Raw genomic sequence first — 13547 nt, forward strand, 5'->3', positions numbered from 1 at the left:
GGTGATGTGACTGCCGGGCACTATACGGTAAACGACCTGCTGCGGGTGATGCAGCGCTTGCGCGATCCCGATGGTGGCTGTCCCTGGGATCTGAAGCAGGACTTTCGCAGTATCGTGCCCTCCACTCTGGAGGAATGTTACGAACTGGCGGAAGCAATAGAGCACGGGGACTACCCCCACGTCGCCGAAGAATTGGGTGACGTACTGTTCCAGGTCGTGTTCTACGCCAGGCTGGGGGAAGAGCAGGGCCTGTTTTCTTTTCCGGATATCGTACACACCCTGGTGGACAAGCTGTTGCGGCGCCACCCCCATGTATTTGCGCACGGAGAGATCGAGGGTGTTGTGGCCGACTCGCTGGATGTCGCGCAAGTAAAGCGTTCCTGGGAGGCGATCAAGCGTGACGAGCGTGCGGCGCGGGCACAGGGCGGGGTGCTGGATGATGTCCCGGTGGCACTGCCGGCATTGCCGCGGGCACAGAAACTGCAAAAGCGGGCAGCGCTGGTCGGCTTTGACTGGGCTGACGCTGCCGCTGTGCTGGATAAAGTGGATGAAGAACGGCGTGAGTTGCAGGAAGCCATTGAGGCCGGTTCGGAGTCAGCGATCGCCGATGAAATGGGCGATCTGCTGTTTACCTGCGTCAACCTGTCGCGCCAGTTGGGGCTGGATGCAGAGGCCGTGCTGAGGCAGGCGTCTGCCAAATTTGAACAGCGGTTTCGGGCCATGGAAAAATCTGCCGCTGCCGAGGGAGCCGTTGATCTGCGGGCGCTCACCGCGACTGAACTGGACCAACTCTGGCGGGCTGCAAAGGTGCTGACCTGATGCCGGTTTGTTGCCCCGTTCCGGGCTTGTGCAAAGTCCTGCCCCTGTGTATGGTTACGACCCTCCGACAATCCGGCAGCGCAAAACACCTGCTCGTGCGGTTGCGATAGCCGCTCTACAGACATTGAGGAAGTACCTGAATGCGATTGATACTCCTTGGCGCACCCGGCGCCGGTAAAGGCACCCAGGCCCAGTTCATCATCGAAGAGTTCGGCATCCCGCAAATCTCCACGGGCGATATGCTCAGGGCGGCGGTGAAGGCGAAATCCGAACTCGGCCTTGCCGCAAAGGAAGTCATGGACGCCGGTGCTCTTGTTTCCGACGACATCATTATTGGGCTGGTGAAGGAGCGGATCAAACAGCCAGACTGCGCCGGCGGTTTTTTGTTTGATGGTTTTCCGCGCACAATACCGCAGGCCGAAGCGATGGTTGCCGCGGGCGTGGACATAGATCACGTCGTTGAAATCGCAGTGGATGATGAAGAAATTGTCGAGCGATTGAGTGGTCGTCGCGTACATCCTGCCTCGGGCCGTGTCTATCATGTGCAGCACAATCCACCCCGGCGTGAGGGTGTTGATGACGAAACCGGTGAAGCCCTGGTGCAGCGCGACGACGACAAGGAAGAGACGGTTCGCAAGCGCCTTGAAGTTTATCAGCAGCAAACTCGCCCTTTGGTGAATTTTTATCAGTCCATGACCGGGCCTCGCGCACCTGCCTGTCATCGGGTCGAAGGCGTCGGCAGCGTTGAAGACATACGTCGGAAAGTGTTCGCTGCACTGGGCGTATAACCTATAAATAAAGCGTTTTCTGCAGACTCCGGGCGAAAGGATGCGCCCGCCGACCAGTCAAGCCCGCGTAAAACCCGCAAATTATTTTCTCACCGGCGCGCAAACTCGTTGCATGTGTTGCAAAAACGTTGTTGTGTGCCCCGGAGAATATTGCTATTTTCTCGCCCGTGGTATTTACAAACAGCATCTGGAGAGTGGGATTATGGCAGCAGCCAAAAGCAAGGCGAAAACAAAAACCAAAACAGCGGTGCGCAAGGCGCCGGTAAAAAAGGCGCCGCGCAAAAAGCCTGCGCCCAGTGCGAGCAGAAAGTCGACCGCAGTGTCCACGGCAGAAAAAAAGTCGCGTGAAACTCTGGCCAAATTGAAGTCCACGGTTGAAGCCGAGAAAAAGGCACTGGCTGACGCACGGGCACGGGTGAAAGCCGCTCGGGCGAAAGCGGATGAGCGCGGGAAAAAGGCAGCGTCGAACGCCGCTGCTCGTGCCAAGGCCCGCCTGGAAACAGCGCAGGGCAAGCTCAGGGAAACGCGTCAGCGGGTGAAGGAAATTGTTGCGGACGCGACGCTGGTAGCCAAGCAGCTTGCGGCACAGGAAAAGATTCTCGAGAAAAAGGCGGAGTTGGCGGCCAAGGCCGAGATCGACAAGGCCCGGGCACTGACCAAACACGCCAAGAAGTGGACTGCGCAGCGTGCGAAGGCCGACGCCGCCAAGATCAAGGCACTGGAAAAGAAAGTTCTGGGGCAATTACGCGCGGCGGAAAAGAAAGCCGAGGCTGCTACCAGGAATGCCTTCAGAAAAGCTCGTACCGGTCGCAAGTCACTGGCACAGACTGCGGACACCATGGCGGAGTCAGTGGCTCCGGCGGCATCCAGGGTCAAGGCAAAAACCAGGGCTAAGGCGAAAACCGCGGCCCGGAAGGCAAAGGCTGCTCCCCGGAAAGCAAAAGCTGCGCCGAGCAAGGCAAAGGCCGCCGTCGGGAAAGCGAAGGCGGCCCCGAAGCGGGCAAAGGCTGCACCCAGAAAGGCGAAAGCCACACCCAAAGCCACTGCCACCGGTAGTTGATCGCCTGCGGGCACTGAAGAACCCGCGCCGGAGTTCCGGCGTGGGTTTTTTTATGGCCGCACAAGTCTCACGCTTGCGTCAGTATTTCGTTGTGATTGTCGAAAGCGCTACCGGCATCTGCAAACTCCACGCTGACACAACGCAGTTGTGCATGCCAGCCCCGTACAGAACGGCCACCGCCTGCCAAATAGCCGGGCAGGCTGGCCAGGCAGCGCCGTCGCAGCAGGGTGTGCAGATAGTGATGCTGGCCATTGGCGGTGGCGTAGGCGAGGTCACAGGAATCCGGCTGGGCTGCCAGAGCGCGGTGCAGACGTGCAGCTAGATCCAGTGGCAGATCCGGTGTGTCACAGGGAACCACCAGCAGGAACTCTGCAGCGGGATCCGACGGTACTGCCTCCAGCCCCGCCAGTGGCCCCTGGAAACCGGGCCGGCGGTCACTGAACACCCGGTCGGCATAGCCAGCATAGGTGGCGAGGTTGCGATTGCAGCTGATTTGCAGGTGACAGGTCTGGTGTCGAAGCCGTTCGCTGACCCAGGCGACCAGTGGCCTGCCTTGCCAGTCCAGCAGGCCCTTGTCGCGCCCGCCGCTGCGGCGTCCGGCGCCGCCCGCAAGAATCAGGCCGCCGCACTGGGACGTTTGCATGCGACTCACTTGTTTTGTCCTCTGTTTGCGGTTCTTGCCGGCGCCGGGCTGTGGGATAATCCGCGCCTTGGCAATGGTAACCGATTCTATGACAAGCATCCTCGCAGTTGATACGTCCACAGAAGCCTGTTCAGTGGCACTGTACCGTGAAGGCGATGTGACGGCACTGCATGAATTTGCACCGCGGCGGCACAATCAGCTGTTGCTCGCCATGTTGCGTGAACTTATGCCTTCCGGCCCCGCAGCGCTGGATGCGGTTGCCTACGGGTGCGGCCCGGGCTCGTTCACCGGGTTGCGCATTGCCGCCAGTGCGGTGCAGGGCCTGTGTTTCGCCACCGGCCTGCCGGCCTTGCCGGTCTCGACGTTGAGCTGCCAGGTCTACGGGGCCATGCGTCTGGGGCAGGCAGGGGAGGGGGATTGCGTCCTCAGTACCCTGGACGCCCATATTGGCGAGCTGTACTGGGCACTGTATCGGATCGATGGCAACCGCGCCGTGGAGGTCAGCGCAGCACAGGCAACGAAGCCCGCACGGCTGGCACCGTCTGGCGATGAGGCACTGGTCGTGATCGGCAGCGGACTGCAGTATCGGGACGCCATGCCCCCTGCTGTTACCGCTCGTTTCAGTGCCGAGTATCCGCGGCTTTTGCCTGCGGCCCGGGACTTGCTGCCGGAGGCGCTCCGCGCCCTGCAGGGGCAGCGAGTGCAAAGCGCAGAACAGGTGTGCCCGGTGTACGTGCGCGACGAGATCAGCTGGAAAAAACTGGCTGAGCAGGGGCCGCAAACATGACGGAATGGCTGCAGGCCCTGCTGCTGGCCCTGGTCCAGGGCATCACGGAATTTTTGCCCATCTCCAGTTCGGCACACCTGGTGATTCCCGCTCTGTTGCTCGGCTGGGATGACCAGGGTCTCGCCTTCGATGTTGCCGTGCATGTGGGTACTTTGCTGGCGGTGGTGCTGTATTACCGTCGCGAGCTGCTGCAAATGACGGCCAGCTGCGCCGGCCTGTTGCGCGGGCAAGCGGTGAACGACGATGTTCGCCTGGTCATGTACCTCGCCCTGGCCACGGTGCCGGTCGTTATTGTTGGATTTCTGGCGGATGAATTTATCGAGACCCGGCTGCGCACCCTGCCGGTGATTGCGACTACCACGCTGGTGTTCGGGCTGTTGCTGGGTCTGGCGGACTGGCGTGCGCGTAGTGGGGCACCGGCACGATCGCTGGCGGCGGGCGTGGCCCTGCTGATTGGTCTGGCGCAGGCCCTGGCCCCTGTGCCCGGCGTATCCCGCTCCGGCATCACCATTAGCGCCGGCCTGCTACTGGGCCTGGATCGCGCCACTGCGGCGCGCTTCGCCTTCCTGCTGTCGATTCCCGTTATCGCCGGCGCGGGATTGCTGAAAGGTCTGCAGCTGGCACAGCAAAGCGCGCCCGTGGACTGGCTGCTGCTGGCCGTGTCGGCACTGGTGGCGGCGGTGACCGCTTATGCCTGTATCAGCCTGTTCCTGCGCCTGCTTGAGCGCCTGGGTCTGATGCCCTTCGTCTACTACCGTATCGCGCTCGCAGGTCTGCTGTATGCGCTCTGGCTACTCTAGCCATGGCTGTGCTGACCGTTGTTTCCCCGGATCGAGGTTCTTTAATCCATGACACCGCAACAGTTCAATAGTGATCTCCTGGCGTTTCTCACTGAAGCGACCACGCCGTTTCACGCCGTGGCCGCGCTCGTCGGCAGGCTGGAAGCGGCGGGGTTCACCCGCCTGCCGGCAGAGGGTGAGTGGAATCTGCAACCCGGGCAGTGCTGCTACCTGACCCGCAACGACAGCTCTCTGCTCGCGTTCATCGTCGGGTCGGAATCGGCGCCGGAAACAGGCATGCGCATGGTCGGTGCGCACACGGACAGCCCCTGCCTGATGGTCAAGCCTTCACCCGAGAAGCAGCGCTCGGGTTACTTTCAACTCGGGGTGGAGGTCTACGGCGGCGCCCTGCTTAATCCCTGGTTTGACCGCGACCTGTCACTGGCGGGCCGGGTCAGTTTCGCAGACTCAGCTGGGGCATTGCACACCGCGCTGGTGGATTTTCGGCGCCCGCTTGCCGTCATTCCCAGCCTGGCCATTCACCTGGACCGGGAAGCCAACCAGTCCCGCAGCATCAACCCGCAAACCGATATCCTGCCGATCCTGGCGCTGCAGGCTGACACCTCGGTGCCCGATTTTCGCAGCCTGTTGCGCCAGCGCCTGCTGGAAGAGCATCCAGACTGCGGTGTCGAGAGAGTGCTGGACTATGAGTTGTGTTTCTACGACAGCCAGCGTCCGGCCCTGGTGGGACTGCGGGAGGAGTTCGTCGCCTCGGCCCGGCTCGATAATCTGTTGAGCTGTTTTGCCGGACTCCAGGCCCTGCTGCAGTCTGATCGCCGCCGCAGCTGCCTGCTGGTCTGCAACGATCACGAGGAGGTGGGCAGCCAGTCCAGCTCCGGTGCCCAGGGGCCGATGCTGTTGTCGACCCTGCGCCGCATCGCCGGTACCGAGGAGCGGCTGGGCCAGCTGGTGCAGAACTCGATGATGATCTCTGCCGACAATGCCCACGGCATCCATCCTAACTATGCCGACAAGCACGACGACAATCACGGCCCGCGGCTCAATGGTGGTCCGGTGATCAAGGTCAACGCCAACCAGCGCTATGCCACCAACGCCGAAACTGCCGGCCTCTACCGCCTGCTGGCGGCGCAGGAGGAGGTGCCGGTGCAGAGCTTTGTGGTGCGCAGTGACATGGGCTGCGGCAGCACCATCGGCCCGATTACCGCCGGTGGCACCGGCATCCGCACCCTCGACATCGGCGTGCCGACCTTTGCCATGCACTCCATTCGCGAACTGGCCGGTAGCGAGGATGCCTGCAACCTGGGCCGCGTGCTGCGTCGTTTCTACAATCATCCCGGCTCGCTGGCGCCGGCCTGATCGGGCTTCACACGGCGCTCAATTTACAGGCTGTTGCGGGGAAGCTGTTTTGCCTGGCGGCGGCATACCACCTCCGGATCAGCGTGGGCCGGGAATAGCCAGCGGTCTCCCAAGGCGCTAGAATCGCGGGCTTTTACCAGATCGGGGCAATCATGAGCAAACAACGCGTTCTCACCGGCATTACCACCACCGGCACCCCCCACCTCGGCAACTATGTGGGCGCGATACGTCCCGCGATTGCCGCATCCAACGCGGCCGACACAGAGTCGTTCCTGTTCCTGGCGGACTACCACGCCCTGATCAAGTGCCAGGATCCGGCGGTGGTGCGCCAGTCCAGCAAGGAGATAGCGGCCACCTGGCTGGCGCTGGGGCTGGATACCGAGCGTGCAGTATTTTACCGCCAGTCAGACATCCCGGAAATCACCGAGCTGACCTGGATCCTGTGTTGCAACTCCCCCAAGGGTCTGATGAATCGGGCCCATGCCTACAAGGCGGCAGTGCAGGCCAATGAAGAGGCGGCAGAGGATCCCGACTTCGCGGTTACCATGGGCCTGTTCAACTATCCGGTACTGATGGCTGCGGATATTCTCATGTTCAGCGCCCACAAAGTGCCCGTCGGTCGCGATCAGATCCAGCATCTGGAAATGGCCCGTGACATCGCCCAGCGCTTCAATCACAACTTCGAGCCCCTGTTCACCCTGCCAGAGGCGGTGGTGGAGGATAACGTGGCGGTGCTGCAGGGTCTGGACGGGCGCAAGATGAGCAAGAGCTACAACAACACCATTCCCCTGTTCCTGCCCGAGAAACAGCTGCGCAAGGCCATCAACAAGATCAAGACCAACCTGCTTGAACCCGGCGAGCCCAAGGACCCGGACGACTCCACCGTATTCCAGATCTGGTCCGCCTTCGCCGCAACGGAGGAAACCGCGCGCATGCGTCGCGAGTTCGAGCAGGGCATCGCCTGGGGTGAAGCCAAGAAGCAGCTGTTCGAACTGGTCAACGACACCCTGGCCGCTGCCCGCGAGCGCTACCTCCAGCTAATGGACGACCCGGCCCACATCGAACAGGTACTCAAGCGCGGTGCTGAACGCGCACGCGCCTTCAGCACTCCGTTACTGGCGCAGGTACGGGAGGCCGTGGGTATCGCGCCCATGCGGTAAGAGCGGTGAGGGGGAGCGGCTTCGCTAGCCCTCGCCCCAGGAGTACCGCAACTCGACAAACGCACTCCGCGGCCTGCCGACGAAGTAGCGGTACTGGCCAAAGCCCACATCAGCCCGCTCCGCGTAGTCCTCGTCCAGCAGGTTGGTGATGCGTACACTGGCGGCCAGGCGCGGGGTCAGGGGGCTGCTGATACGCAGGTTGAGCAGGGAGTGCCCTTCGTACTTGAAGCGATTTTCCGGCTCCAGGTAATACTCGTCCATGTACACCCACTCCAGCTCCGCTACCGGAGCCGTGCCGTGACGGGAGGCGAACTCCCAGCCAAGGCGGGCACTGCCGAACAGGCGCGGAGCGGTGTCGATATCGTTGCCGTCGATGGCCTCGTTGACGCCCAGGGGCAGGGCGTTGTTGCCGTAGCGGTGGCGTGCGGCGGTGACGTCCAGGCGTGAATACCAGGGCCCCTGTGAACGGTAGTCGAGGCTTATTTCCAGGCCATAGTGTTCGGTTTTGGCGCCGCTGACGTTGCGCCGGTCGGCATCCTGGAAGATCACCTCGTCCTTGTTCATGTGATAGACCGAGAGGTCATAGCGCAGGCCGGTGCCGGTGTCACCGCGCAGTCCCAGCTCGATATTGTCGATTACTTCCGAGTCCAGGTCGGCCACGGACTGGCCGGACTGCAGGCGGTACAGCTCGCTGGTGTCCGGCGCCCGGAAGCCGTTGGCAAGGCGCAGGTAGGCGTAATGGTCGGGGCGCAGCTCGACGCTGGCACCGGCATTGACGGACCAGTCGGTGAAGCTGTCGCTGCGATCGGCAACCCGGAAGAAGCGGCAGGCGGAGGCCGTGGGGGCACAGGCCGGGCCATCCTCGGCCAGGTTCTCGTAATCGTAGTGGGTGTATTCCAGGCGCACCCCGCCGTCCAGAGTCCAGCGTTCGTTCAGCGCATGGCGCAGCTGGCTGTAGACGGCGCCGACGCTGGCCTTGACCTCGTAGTCGTAGTGGGTGCCGCGGGGCTGGTTGGGGCTGAAGTCATTTTCCTGGTTTTCCTTGAGCCAGCCATCGGTGTACTCAAGGTCGGTGCCCGCGACCCAGCTCAGGCGGTCGGATTCCCCGTGCAGTGCGGTGCGCAGTCCCAGGGATTCGTGGCCATTGGTCTCCACCGCCTTCCAGGGCAGGAAGTGTTGCAGGAACTCCATGCGATTGCGGCGCAGATAGGGCGTGATGCTCAGGCGCTGGCCGCTGGCCAGTTCGCGGCTGGCCTTGCTGTACATGCGCAGAGACCAGACATCGCGATAGGCCTCGGGGTTGGGGTTGCTGCGCCGCAGGGCGCTGTCTTTGTAGGCTTCGAAGCCCTGGATAAAGCCCGCGGTCTCCTGATTCAGGTTGGCGGCGTCGACTACGCTCCGGAAGGCCCAGACGTCCCCATCGTAATCGTGGCGCAGGGTCAGTTTCTGCTGATCGAAGCCGGATTCTTCCTGGTAGCCGCCGTCCGTGGTGGCGTTCATTCGCAGGCTGACGCCGTGGCGGCCCTCGACGTGGTCCAGGCGATATTTACCCCGGTAGTAAGCGTCGGGGCCGCTCTCGATGGCGAGCTGCTGGCCGGCCCCCGGCTTCGGCGCAGCACTGAGAATGTTGATGACCCCGTGCATGGCGTTGGAGCCGTAGGTCGCCCCCGCCGGACCCTTGATGACCTCGATCCGGCCCGCCTGCACAATGTTGGCGTCAAACAGCTGGTTGACGTTGCAGAAGCCCGGTGCCCGCAGGCTGATGCCGTCCGCGGCCATGAAGAACGAGGCGCAGCCACCGGCGCCGGTAAGCACCGGGGAGCGCAGGGCAGTCAGGCTTTCCTGGCCGTTGCCGCGGCTGATCCAGGAGCCGGGCACCTGCTGCATGATTTCATTGGGGTGGGTTGGGCCGATGAGATCGAGGTCGCTCTGATCGACAACGGACCAGGCCAGCGGCAGGCGGCTGGCGTCCTCACTGATCCGCTTGGCGCTGACCAGAACCTGTTCCAGGCGCTGCTCGGCCGCTGCTGCCGCGGTGGTGCTTGCGGCAACGGCGATAGCGAGTACGCGTATGACTGATTTAACCTGCGGCGATGACATTGGGGTCCCTTTGGGTTGCTCTGGGTTGATCGCGATTGCGCACCGCATCCGCGATACGCTGCAATGGAATGCGCAACATCTCGCGCAGTTCCTCCGGGGCGTCACTCTCGGCGAGAGCCTGTTCCATGCACCAGAGCCACTGATCTCTTTCCTCGGGGCCGATATGGTAGGCAGCGTGGGAGTCGGTGAGGCAGACGGTGCCGTATTTCTCCGCGTAGCGCGGCGGTCCGCCCATCCAGCCGGTCAGGTACTCGGCCAGTTTTTCCGTGACCGGGCCCAGGTCTTCAGCGTGCATGGCGCGCAGTTCCCGCGCCTCCGGCCGGGCATCCATGATACGGTAGAAATTCTCGCAGAGCTGGCGGATGCCGTCCTCTCCAAGAATCTCGAATGGCGTGTTGGCTGTAGTCATAGTCGTGGTGGCGGTTGTTTTCGGGGGGGCACAGTCTACCCGTCTTCGGCGCTGATTTCCTCCCTGCCGGGGTGGCTGTCTGAACCGGGCGCCGCTGGCTGGCGCTAGAGGATATCGGTCATGGACAGCCCGAAGCCGATGCGGGTGTTGTTTCGATCGTAGTCGATCAGGCTCTCGCCGTAGCCGTTGAAGTACTGGATGTACCCCTTGAAGCGGCGGTTAATCGGAAAGGTCCACTCCAGCTCGATCGCGCCGCGATTGTCGTTGCGCAGGTTGTTGCGCAGGCGCACGCCGAATTCATGCTCCCGCCACTTCCAGATGCCGGCGATGTCGCCGTAGCCCATGTAGCGCATGATATCCGGATTGTCATCATCGCTGCGGCTTTCTGGAATGCGGGACCAGACTCGGACATTCAGTGCCATGCGTCGCCTCTCGAAGGCCGCCATGCCCATGACCCGGTTCCAGCTGCGTGACAGGTCGCCGCCCTTGCCATTGGACTCGTGCTTGAAGCCGGCGCCGACCACGGTGTTGGTGAAGCCCCAGAAGCGCCAGTTGTTGGCGAAGGTCAGGAAGACTTCCGGCTGGTAATTTGTTTCCCGAAAAGGTGAGGATTTGTTGTAGAGCTGCCACCAGTTGCGCTGGGTATAGGCAACCCAGAGGTTGCTCCCCGGGCCCAGGATATCTTCCCAGGCGATGGTTTTCAGGCTGATCTGGAACTTCGCTTCTATGCGGTCCATGGCCTTTTCCGCCTCCAGCGCGGCCCAGGCGTCCCGGTTGAGGTTGTCGCTGTAGGTGACCGGTAGCAGGTAGTTGCGCTGGTGGGGGGTAATCACCCAGGCGTTGCCCGCAAGTTTCGTCTCCTCTGCCAGCCGCTTGCCCAGGAGCAACTCGTCCTCGGCGAGGTCTACTGGTGCAACGGCTTCCTCGGCAAGTAGCGAGTCCTCGCGTTCCGCCGGGGCCGCAAGGCTGTCGTAGCAGGCCAGACGCTGTTCGCTGTCGGTTATACCTACGCAGGCTGTGAGACTGTCTGTTGCCTGGGCTTGAGTGGTGGTGCCCAAGGCCGCCCAGAGGAGTGATTGTGCGAGCAATCGAGCCTTCATTACGCTGCTGATTTCCGGAGGGGAATGAGGCTCCAGTTTACCGGAGCCGATGCCGGGGGGACAGCCACGGAATTCAGCCGTGCGGCCTGCGCAGCGACGATGGCGGGTGCCCCGACGGCGCACGGTCTGCTAGAATTTGCGCTTTTCCTCTGGGTACTTTACAGGAACGCAAAATGAGTTTTGCAAACAAGGTCCTGGCGGTCAACAACGACCTGCCGATTCGCACCGGTGCCCCGGTTCATTCCGGCAAGGTGCGGTCTGTCTACTGGCTGGACGCTGCGGACAGCGCGCGCCTGATCAGGGAGCGCGGCTATCCGGTGGCCGCGGATGCGCCGCTGGCGATCATGGTGATCAGCGATCGCATCTCCGCCTTCGAGTGCATCTGGCGCGGCGAGGGTGGTATGGCCGGGGTACCGGGCAAGGGCGCCGCCTTGAACGCGATCTCCAATCACTGGTTCCGGCTGTTCCGGGAACAGGGGCTGGCGGACAGCCATATCCTGGAAATTCCGCACCCACTGGTATGGATCGTGCAGAAAGCCCGGCCGGTGATGATTGAGGCCATTGCCCGCCAGTACATTACCGGCTCCATGTGGCGCGCCTACGCCCGCGGCGAGCGCGAATTCTGCGGTATTCGCATTCCCGATGGCCTGCAGAAGGACCAGAAGCTGCCCGAGCTGCTGATAACCCCGTCCACCAAGGGGATTCTGCAGGGTATCCCGGGCGTGCCCGAGCAGGACGATGTCAACATTGCCCGTGACGATATCCTCAACAACTACGCCGCTTTCCGGTTCCGTACGCTCGCCGATGTGGATCGCTACGAAACCCTGCTGCGGGAAGGTTTCGACGTCATCAGCCGCGAGCTGGCCCGCATCGACCAGATCTTCGTCGATACCAAATTTGAATTCGGCTATGTGACCAACGCCGCCGGTGAAGAGCAGCTCATCTACATGGATGAGGTGGGAACGCCGGACTCCTCGCGCATCTGGGATGGCCCGGCCTGGCGCGAGGGCAAGGTGGTGGAGAACTCGAAGGAGAGCTTCCGCCAGCTTTTGCTCAACCACTTCCCGGACCCCGACATCCTGCTCAACAAGGATCGGATGCCGGAGCGCGTGGCCCTGGCCCGGGACAATGAACTGCCGGCCTCAGTGCTGATGGCGGTCTCCGCCACCTATGTCGGTATCGCCGAGAAAATCACCGGCCAGCCGCTGGCCCTGCCGGACGATCCGCGGCAGGAGATCATCGATATCCTGGGTGCCGGGTTCGGCCTGATCCGCTAGTGGTGCCGCGGTGGGGCGTTGCCTTATAGTGGGGAGCACGAACACCAGACTCTGGAGGTGACACCATGTTCCGTCCTGTTTTCCACAGCCTGGTCATCCTGGCCGGGCTTGCACTCACTGCCTGCGCCGGCAGCGATTTCTCCCGCGATTCCGCTCTGACCCACGATGGCCTGGAGCGGGTTGCAGGTCATGATTTTGCCGAGGTCTACCTGCGCCCGGGAGCCGATCTCGGGCACTACCAGCACCTGTCCCTGAGCACATGTGAGGTCTCTTTCCGCAAGAACTGGCTGCGCGACCAGCAGCGTGACAGCAGAACGCTGGCCTCCCGCGTGCGCCAGGAGGATGCGGACCGGATCCGCGAGCAGATGGCCAGCGCCTGCGACGAGCATTTCCGCGCGGCGCTGGAACGGGAACCGGCGTACGACCTGGTTGAAGAGGCGCCCAACGGCGAAGATGTGCTGTTACTGCGCCCGTCCATTGTCAATCTGGATATCCATGCGCCCGATGTCCAGGGTGCGGTACGCAGCCGCTCCTATACCACCTCGGCCGGCGAGATGACCCTGAACCTGGAGTTGGTGGATGCCTTGACCGGTGAGGTGCAGGCCCGGGTTGTGGACCGCCGGCGCGGTGTGGAACAGAGTCGGCTGCAATGGACCAGCAGCGTGACCAACCGGGCCGAATTCCGGCGTATACTGCGGCGTTGGGCGGATCTGCTCAGGGACGGCCTCGATCGTGTACGCGCTGCCCAGTGATCCGTGATTCAGATACCGTAGCGAGGAGCTGCCCGTGAATATAGTCAAGATTACCCCGGATGTTGCCGTGTCGGAGCAGATAGTGCCCGAGGATGTGGCAGCCCTCGCGGCTGCGGGATACAAGGTCCTGATCAACAATCGTCCCGATGGCGAGGCCCCGGGGCAGCCGACTTCCGCCGAGTTTGCCGCTGCGGCGGCGCAGCACGGCATGAACTACCTGTACTATCCGGTCAATGGCATGAACTTTCCGGGGCCCGATCTGGAGCAACTCGCCGGCGCATTTGCCAGCGCCCGGGGGCCGGCGCTGGCGTTTTGCCGCAGCGGCACCCGCTCCATCAACCTGTGGCTGGCAACCCGCCCGGAAGCGGAGTGGCCGGAGGCGGTGCGGCTGGCCCGCAGCCTCGGCTACGATCTCTCCATGGTGGGCCAGCGCTGAGGTTGCCATCCCTGGCTGCGCTGGTTAGCCTAACGGGCTGACCCACTGAACGGACTACCC

The 13547-nt window shown here is 62.7% G+C and carries 14 protein-coding genes; 10 read left to right on the forward strand and 4 right to left on the reverse strand.

The genetic code is table 11. From position 1 onward, the window contains the following. The first annotated feature begins 6 nt into the window (after window positions 1-6). The 3 genes from mazG to RLO07_RS08795 all read left to right on the forward strand — a co-directional run bounded on the left by mazG (window position 7) and on the right by RLO07_RS08795 (window position 2667). A complete protein-coding gene (gene mazG / locus RLO07_RS08785; protein ID WP_462291767.1) occupies window positions 7-819 on the forward strand; it encodes a nucleoside triphosphate pyrophosphohydrolase in 813 nt (270 codons plus the stop codon). A gap of 140 nt (window positions 820-959) precedes the next feature. Next, a complete protein-coding gene (gene adk, locus RLO07_RS08790) occupies window positions 960-1607 on the forward strand; it encodes an adenylate kinase (protein WP_462291768.1) in 648 nt (215 codons plus the stop codon). A gap of 202 nt (window positions 1608-1809) precedes the next feature. After that, window positions 1810-2667 (forward strand): hypothetical protein, encoded by an 858-nt coding sequence (locus RLO07_RS08795; RefSeq protein ID WP_462291769.1) that lies wholly within the window; start codon window positions 1810-1812, stop codon window positions 2665-2667. A 67-nt stretch (window positions 2668-2734) separates the two neighbouring features. On the opposite strand, the gene mobA is transcribed toward RLO07_RS08795, so the two are convergent. After that, window positions 2735-3310 carry a molybdenum cofactor guanylyltransferase MobA gene (gene mobA, locus RLO07_RS08800; RefSeq protein ID WP_462291770.1) on the reverse strand — a complete coding sequence of 192 codons (576 nt, stop codon included), beginning with the start codon at window positions 3308-3310 and terminating at the stop codon, window positions 2735-2737. 88 nt (window positions 3311-3398) lie between these two features. Here mobA and tsaB point away from each other — a divergent pair, with 88 nt between their 5' ends. The 4 genes from tsaB (at window position 3399) to RLO07_RS08820 (ending at window position 7413) form a co-directional block, all read left to right on the forward strand. Further along, window positions 3399-4097 (forward strand): tRNA (adenosine(37)-N6)-threonylcarbamoyltransferase complex dimerization subunit type 1 TsaB, encoded by a 699-nt coding sequence (tsaB, locus tag RLO07_RS08805; RefSeq protein WP_462291771.1) that lies wholly within the window; start codon window positions 3399-3401, stop codon window positions 4095-4097. After that, complete coding sequence (locus RLO07_RS08810; protein ID WP_462291772.1) at window positions 4094-4897, forward strand: undecaprenyl-diphosphate phosphatase; 804 nt, start codon at window positions 4094-4096, stop codon at window positions 4895-4897. The genes tsaB and RLO07_RS08810 overlap by 4 nt, the downstream gene beginning before the upstream one ends. A gap of 48 nt (window positions 4898-4945) precedes the next feature. Then, complete coding sequence (locus RLO07_RS08815) at window positions 4946-6253, forward strand: M18 family aminopeptidase (RefSeq protein ID WP_462291773.1); 1308 nt, start codon at window positions 4946-4948, stop codon at window positions 6251-6253. Between the two features lie 152 nt (window positions 6254-6405). Beyond that, the gene (locus tag RLO07_RS08820) at window positions 6406-7413 is read left to right on the forward strand and encodes a tryptophan--tRNA ligase (RefSeq protein WP_462291774.1); all 1008 of its coding nucleotides are present in this window, start codon (window positions 6406-6408) and stop codon (window positions 7411-7413) included. A gap of 24 nt (window positions 7414-7437) precedes the next feature. On the opposite strand, the gene RLO07_RS08825 is transcribed toward RLO07_RS08820, so the two are convergent. From RLO07_RS08825 to RLO07_RS08835, 3 genes are all read right to left on the reverse strand, one after another. Beyond that, the gene (locus tag RLO07_RS08825; RefSeq protein ID WP_462291775.1) at window positions 7438-9513 is read right to left on the reverse strand and encodes a TonB-dependent receptor; all 2076 of its coding nucleotides are present in this window, start codon (window positions 9511-9513) and stop codon (window positions 7438-7440) included. Beyond that, window positions 9494-9922 carry a group II truncated hemoglobin gene (locus RLO07_RS08830; protein ID WP_462291776.1) on the reverse strand — a complete coding sequence of 143 codons (429 nt, stop codon included), beginning with the start codon at window positions 9920-9922 and terminating at the stop codon, window positions 9494-9496. Before RLO07_RS08830 ends, RLO07_RS08825 begins: the two co-directional genes overlap by 20 nt. Window positions 9923-10026: 104 nt before the next feature. Then, window positions 10027-11022, reverse strand: coding sequence for a phospholipase A (locus tag RLO07_RS08835; RefSeq protein WP_462291777.1), 996 nt, complete (start codon window positions 11020-11022; stop codon window positions 10027-10029). Window positions 11023-11195: 173 nt separating this feature from the next. Here RLO07_RS08835 and RLO07_RS08840 point away from each other — a divergent pair, with 173 nt between their 5' ends. From RLO07_RS08840 to RLO07_RS08850, 3 genes are all read left to right on the forward strand, one after another. Then, window positions 11196-12299: a phosphoribosylaminoimidazolesuccinocarboxamide synthase gene (locus RLO07_RS08840; RefSeq protein ID WP_462291778.1), complete on the forward strand. Its 1104-nt coding sequence runs from the start codon at window positions 11196-11198 to the stop codon at window positions 12297-12299. 65 nt (window positions 12300-12364) lie between these two features. Further along, window positions 12365-13051, forward strand: a complete 687-nt coding sequence (locus RLO07_RS08845; protein ID WP_462291779.1) for a DUF3313 family protein — start codon at window positions 12365-12367, stop codon at window positions 13049-13051. A gap of 34 nt (window positions 13052-13085) precedes the next feature. After that, a complete protein-coding gene (locus RLO07_RS08850) occupies window positions 13086-13487 on the forward strand; it encodes a protein tyrosine phosphatase family protein (protein WP_462291780.1) in 402 nt (133 codons plus the stop codon). Window positions 13488-13547 lie beyond the last annotated feature (60 nt).

The organism is Haliea sp., assembly GCF_040221975.1.
Lineage (GTDB): Bacteria > Pseudomonadota > Gammaproteobacteria > Pseudomonadales > Halieaceae > Haliea.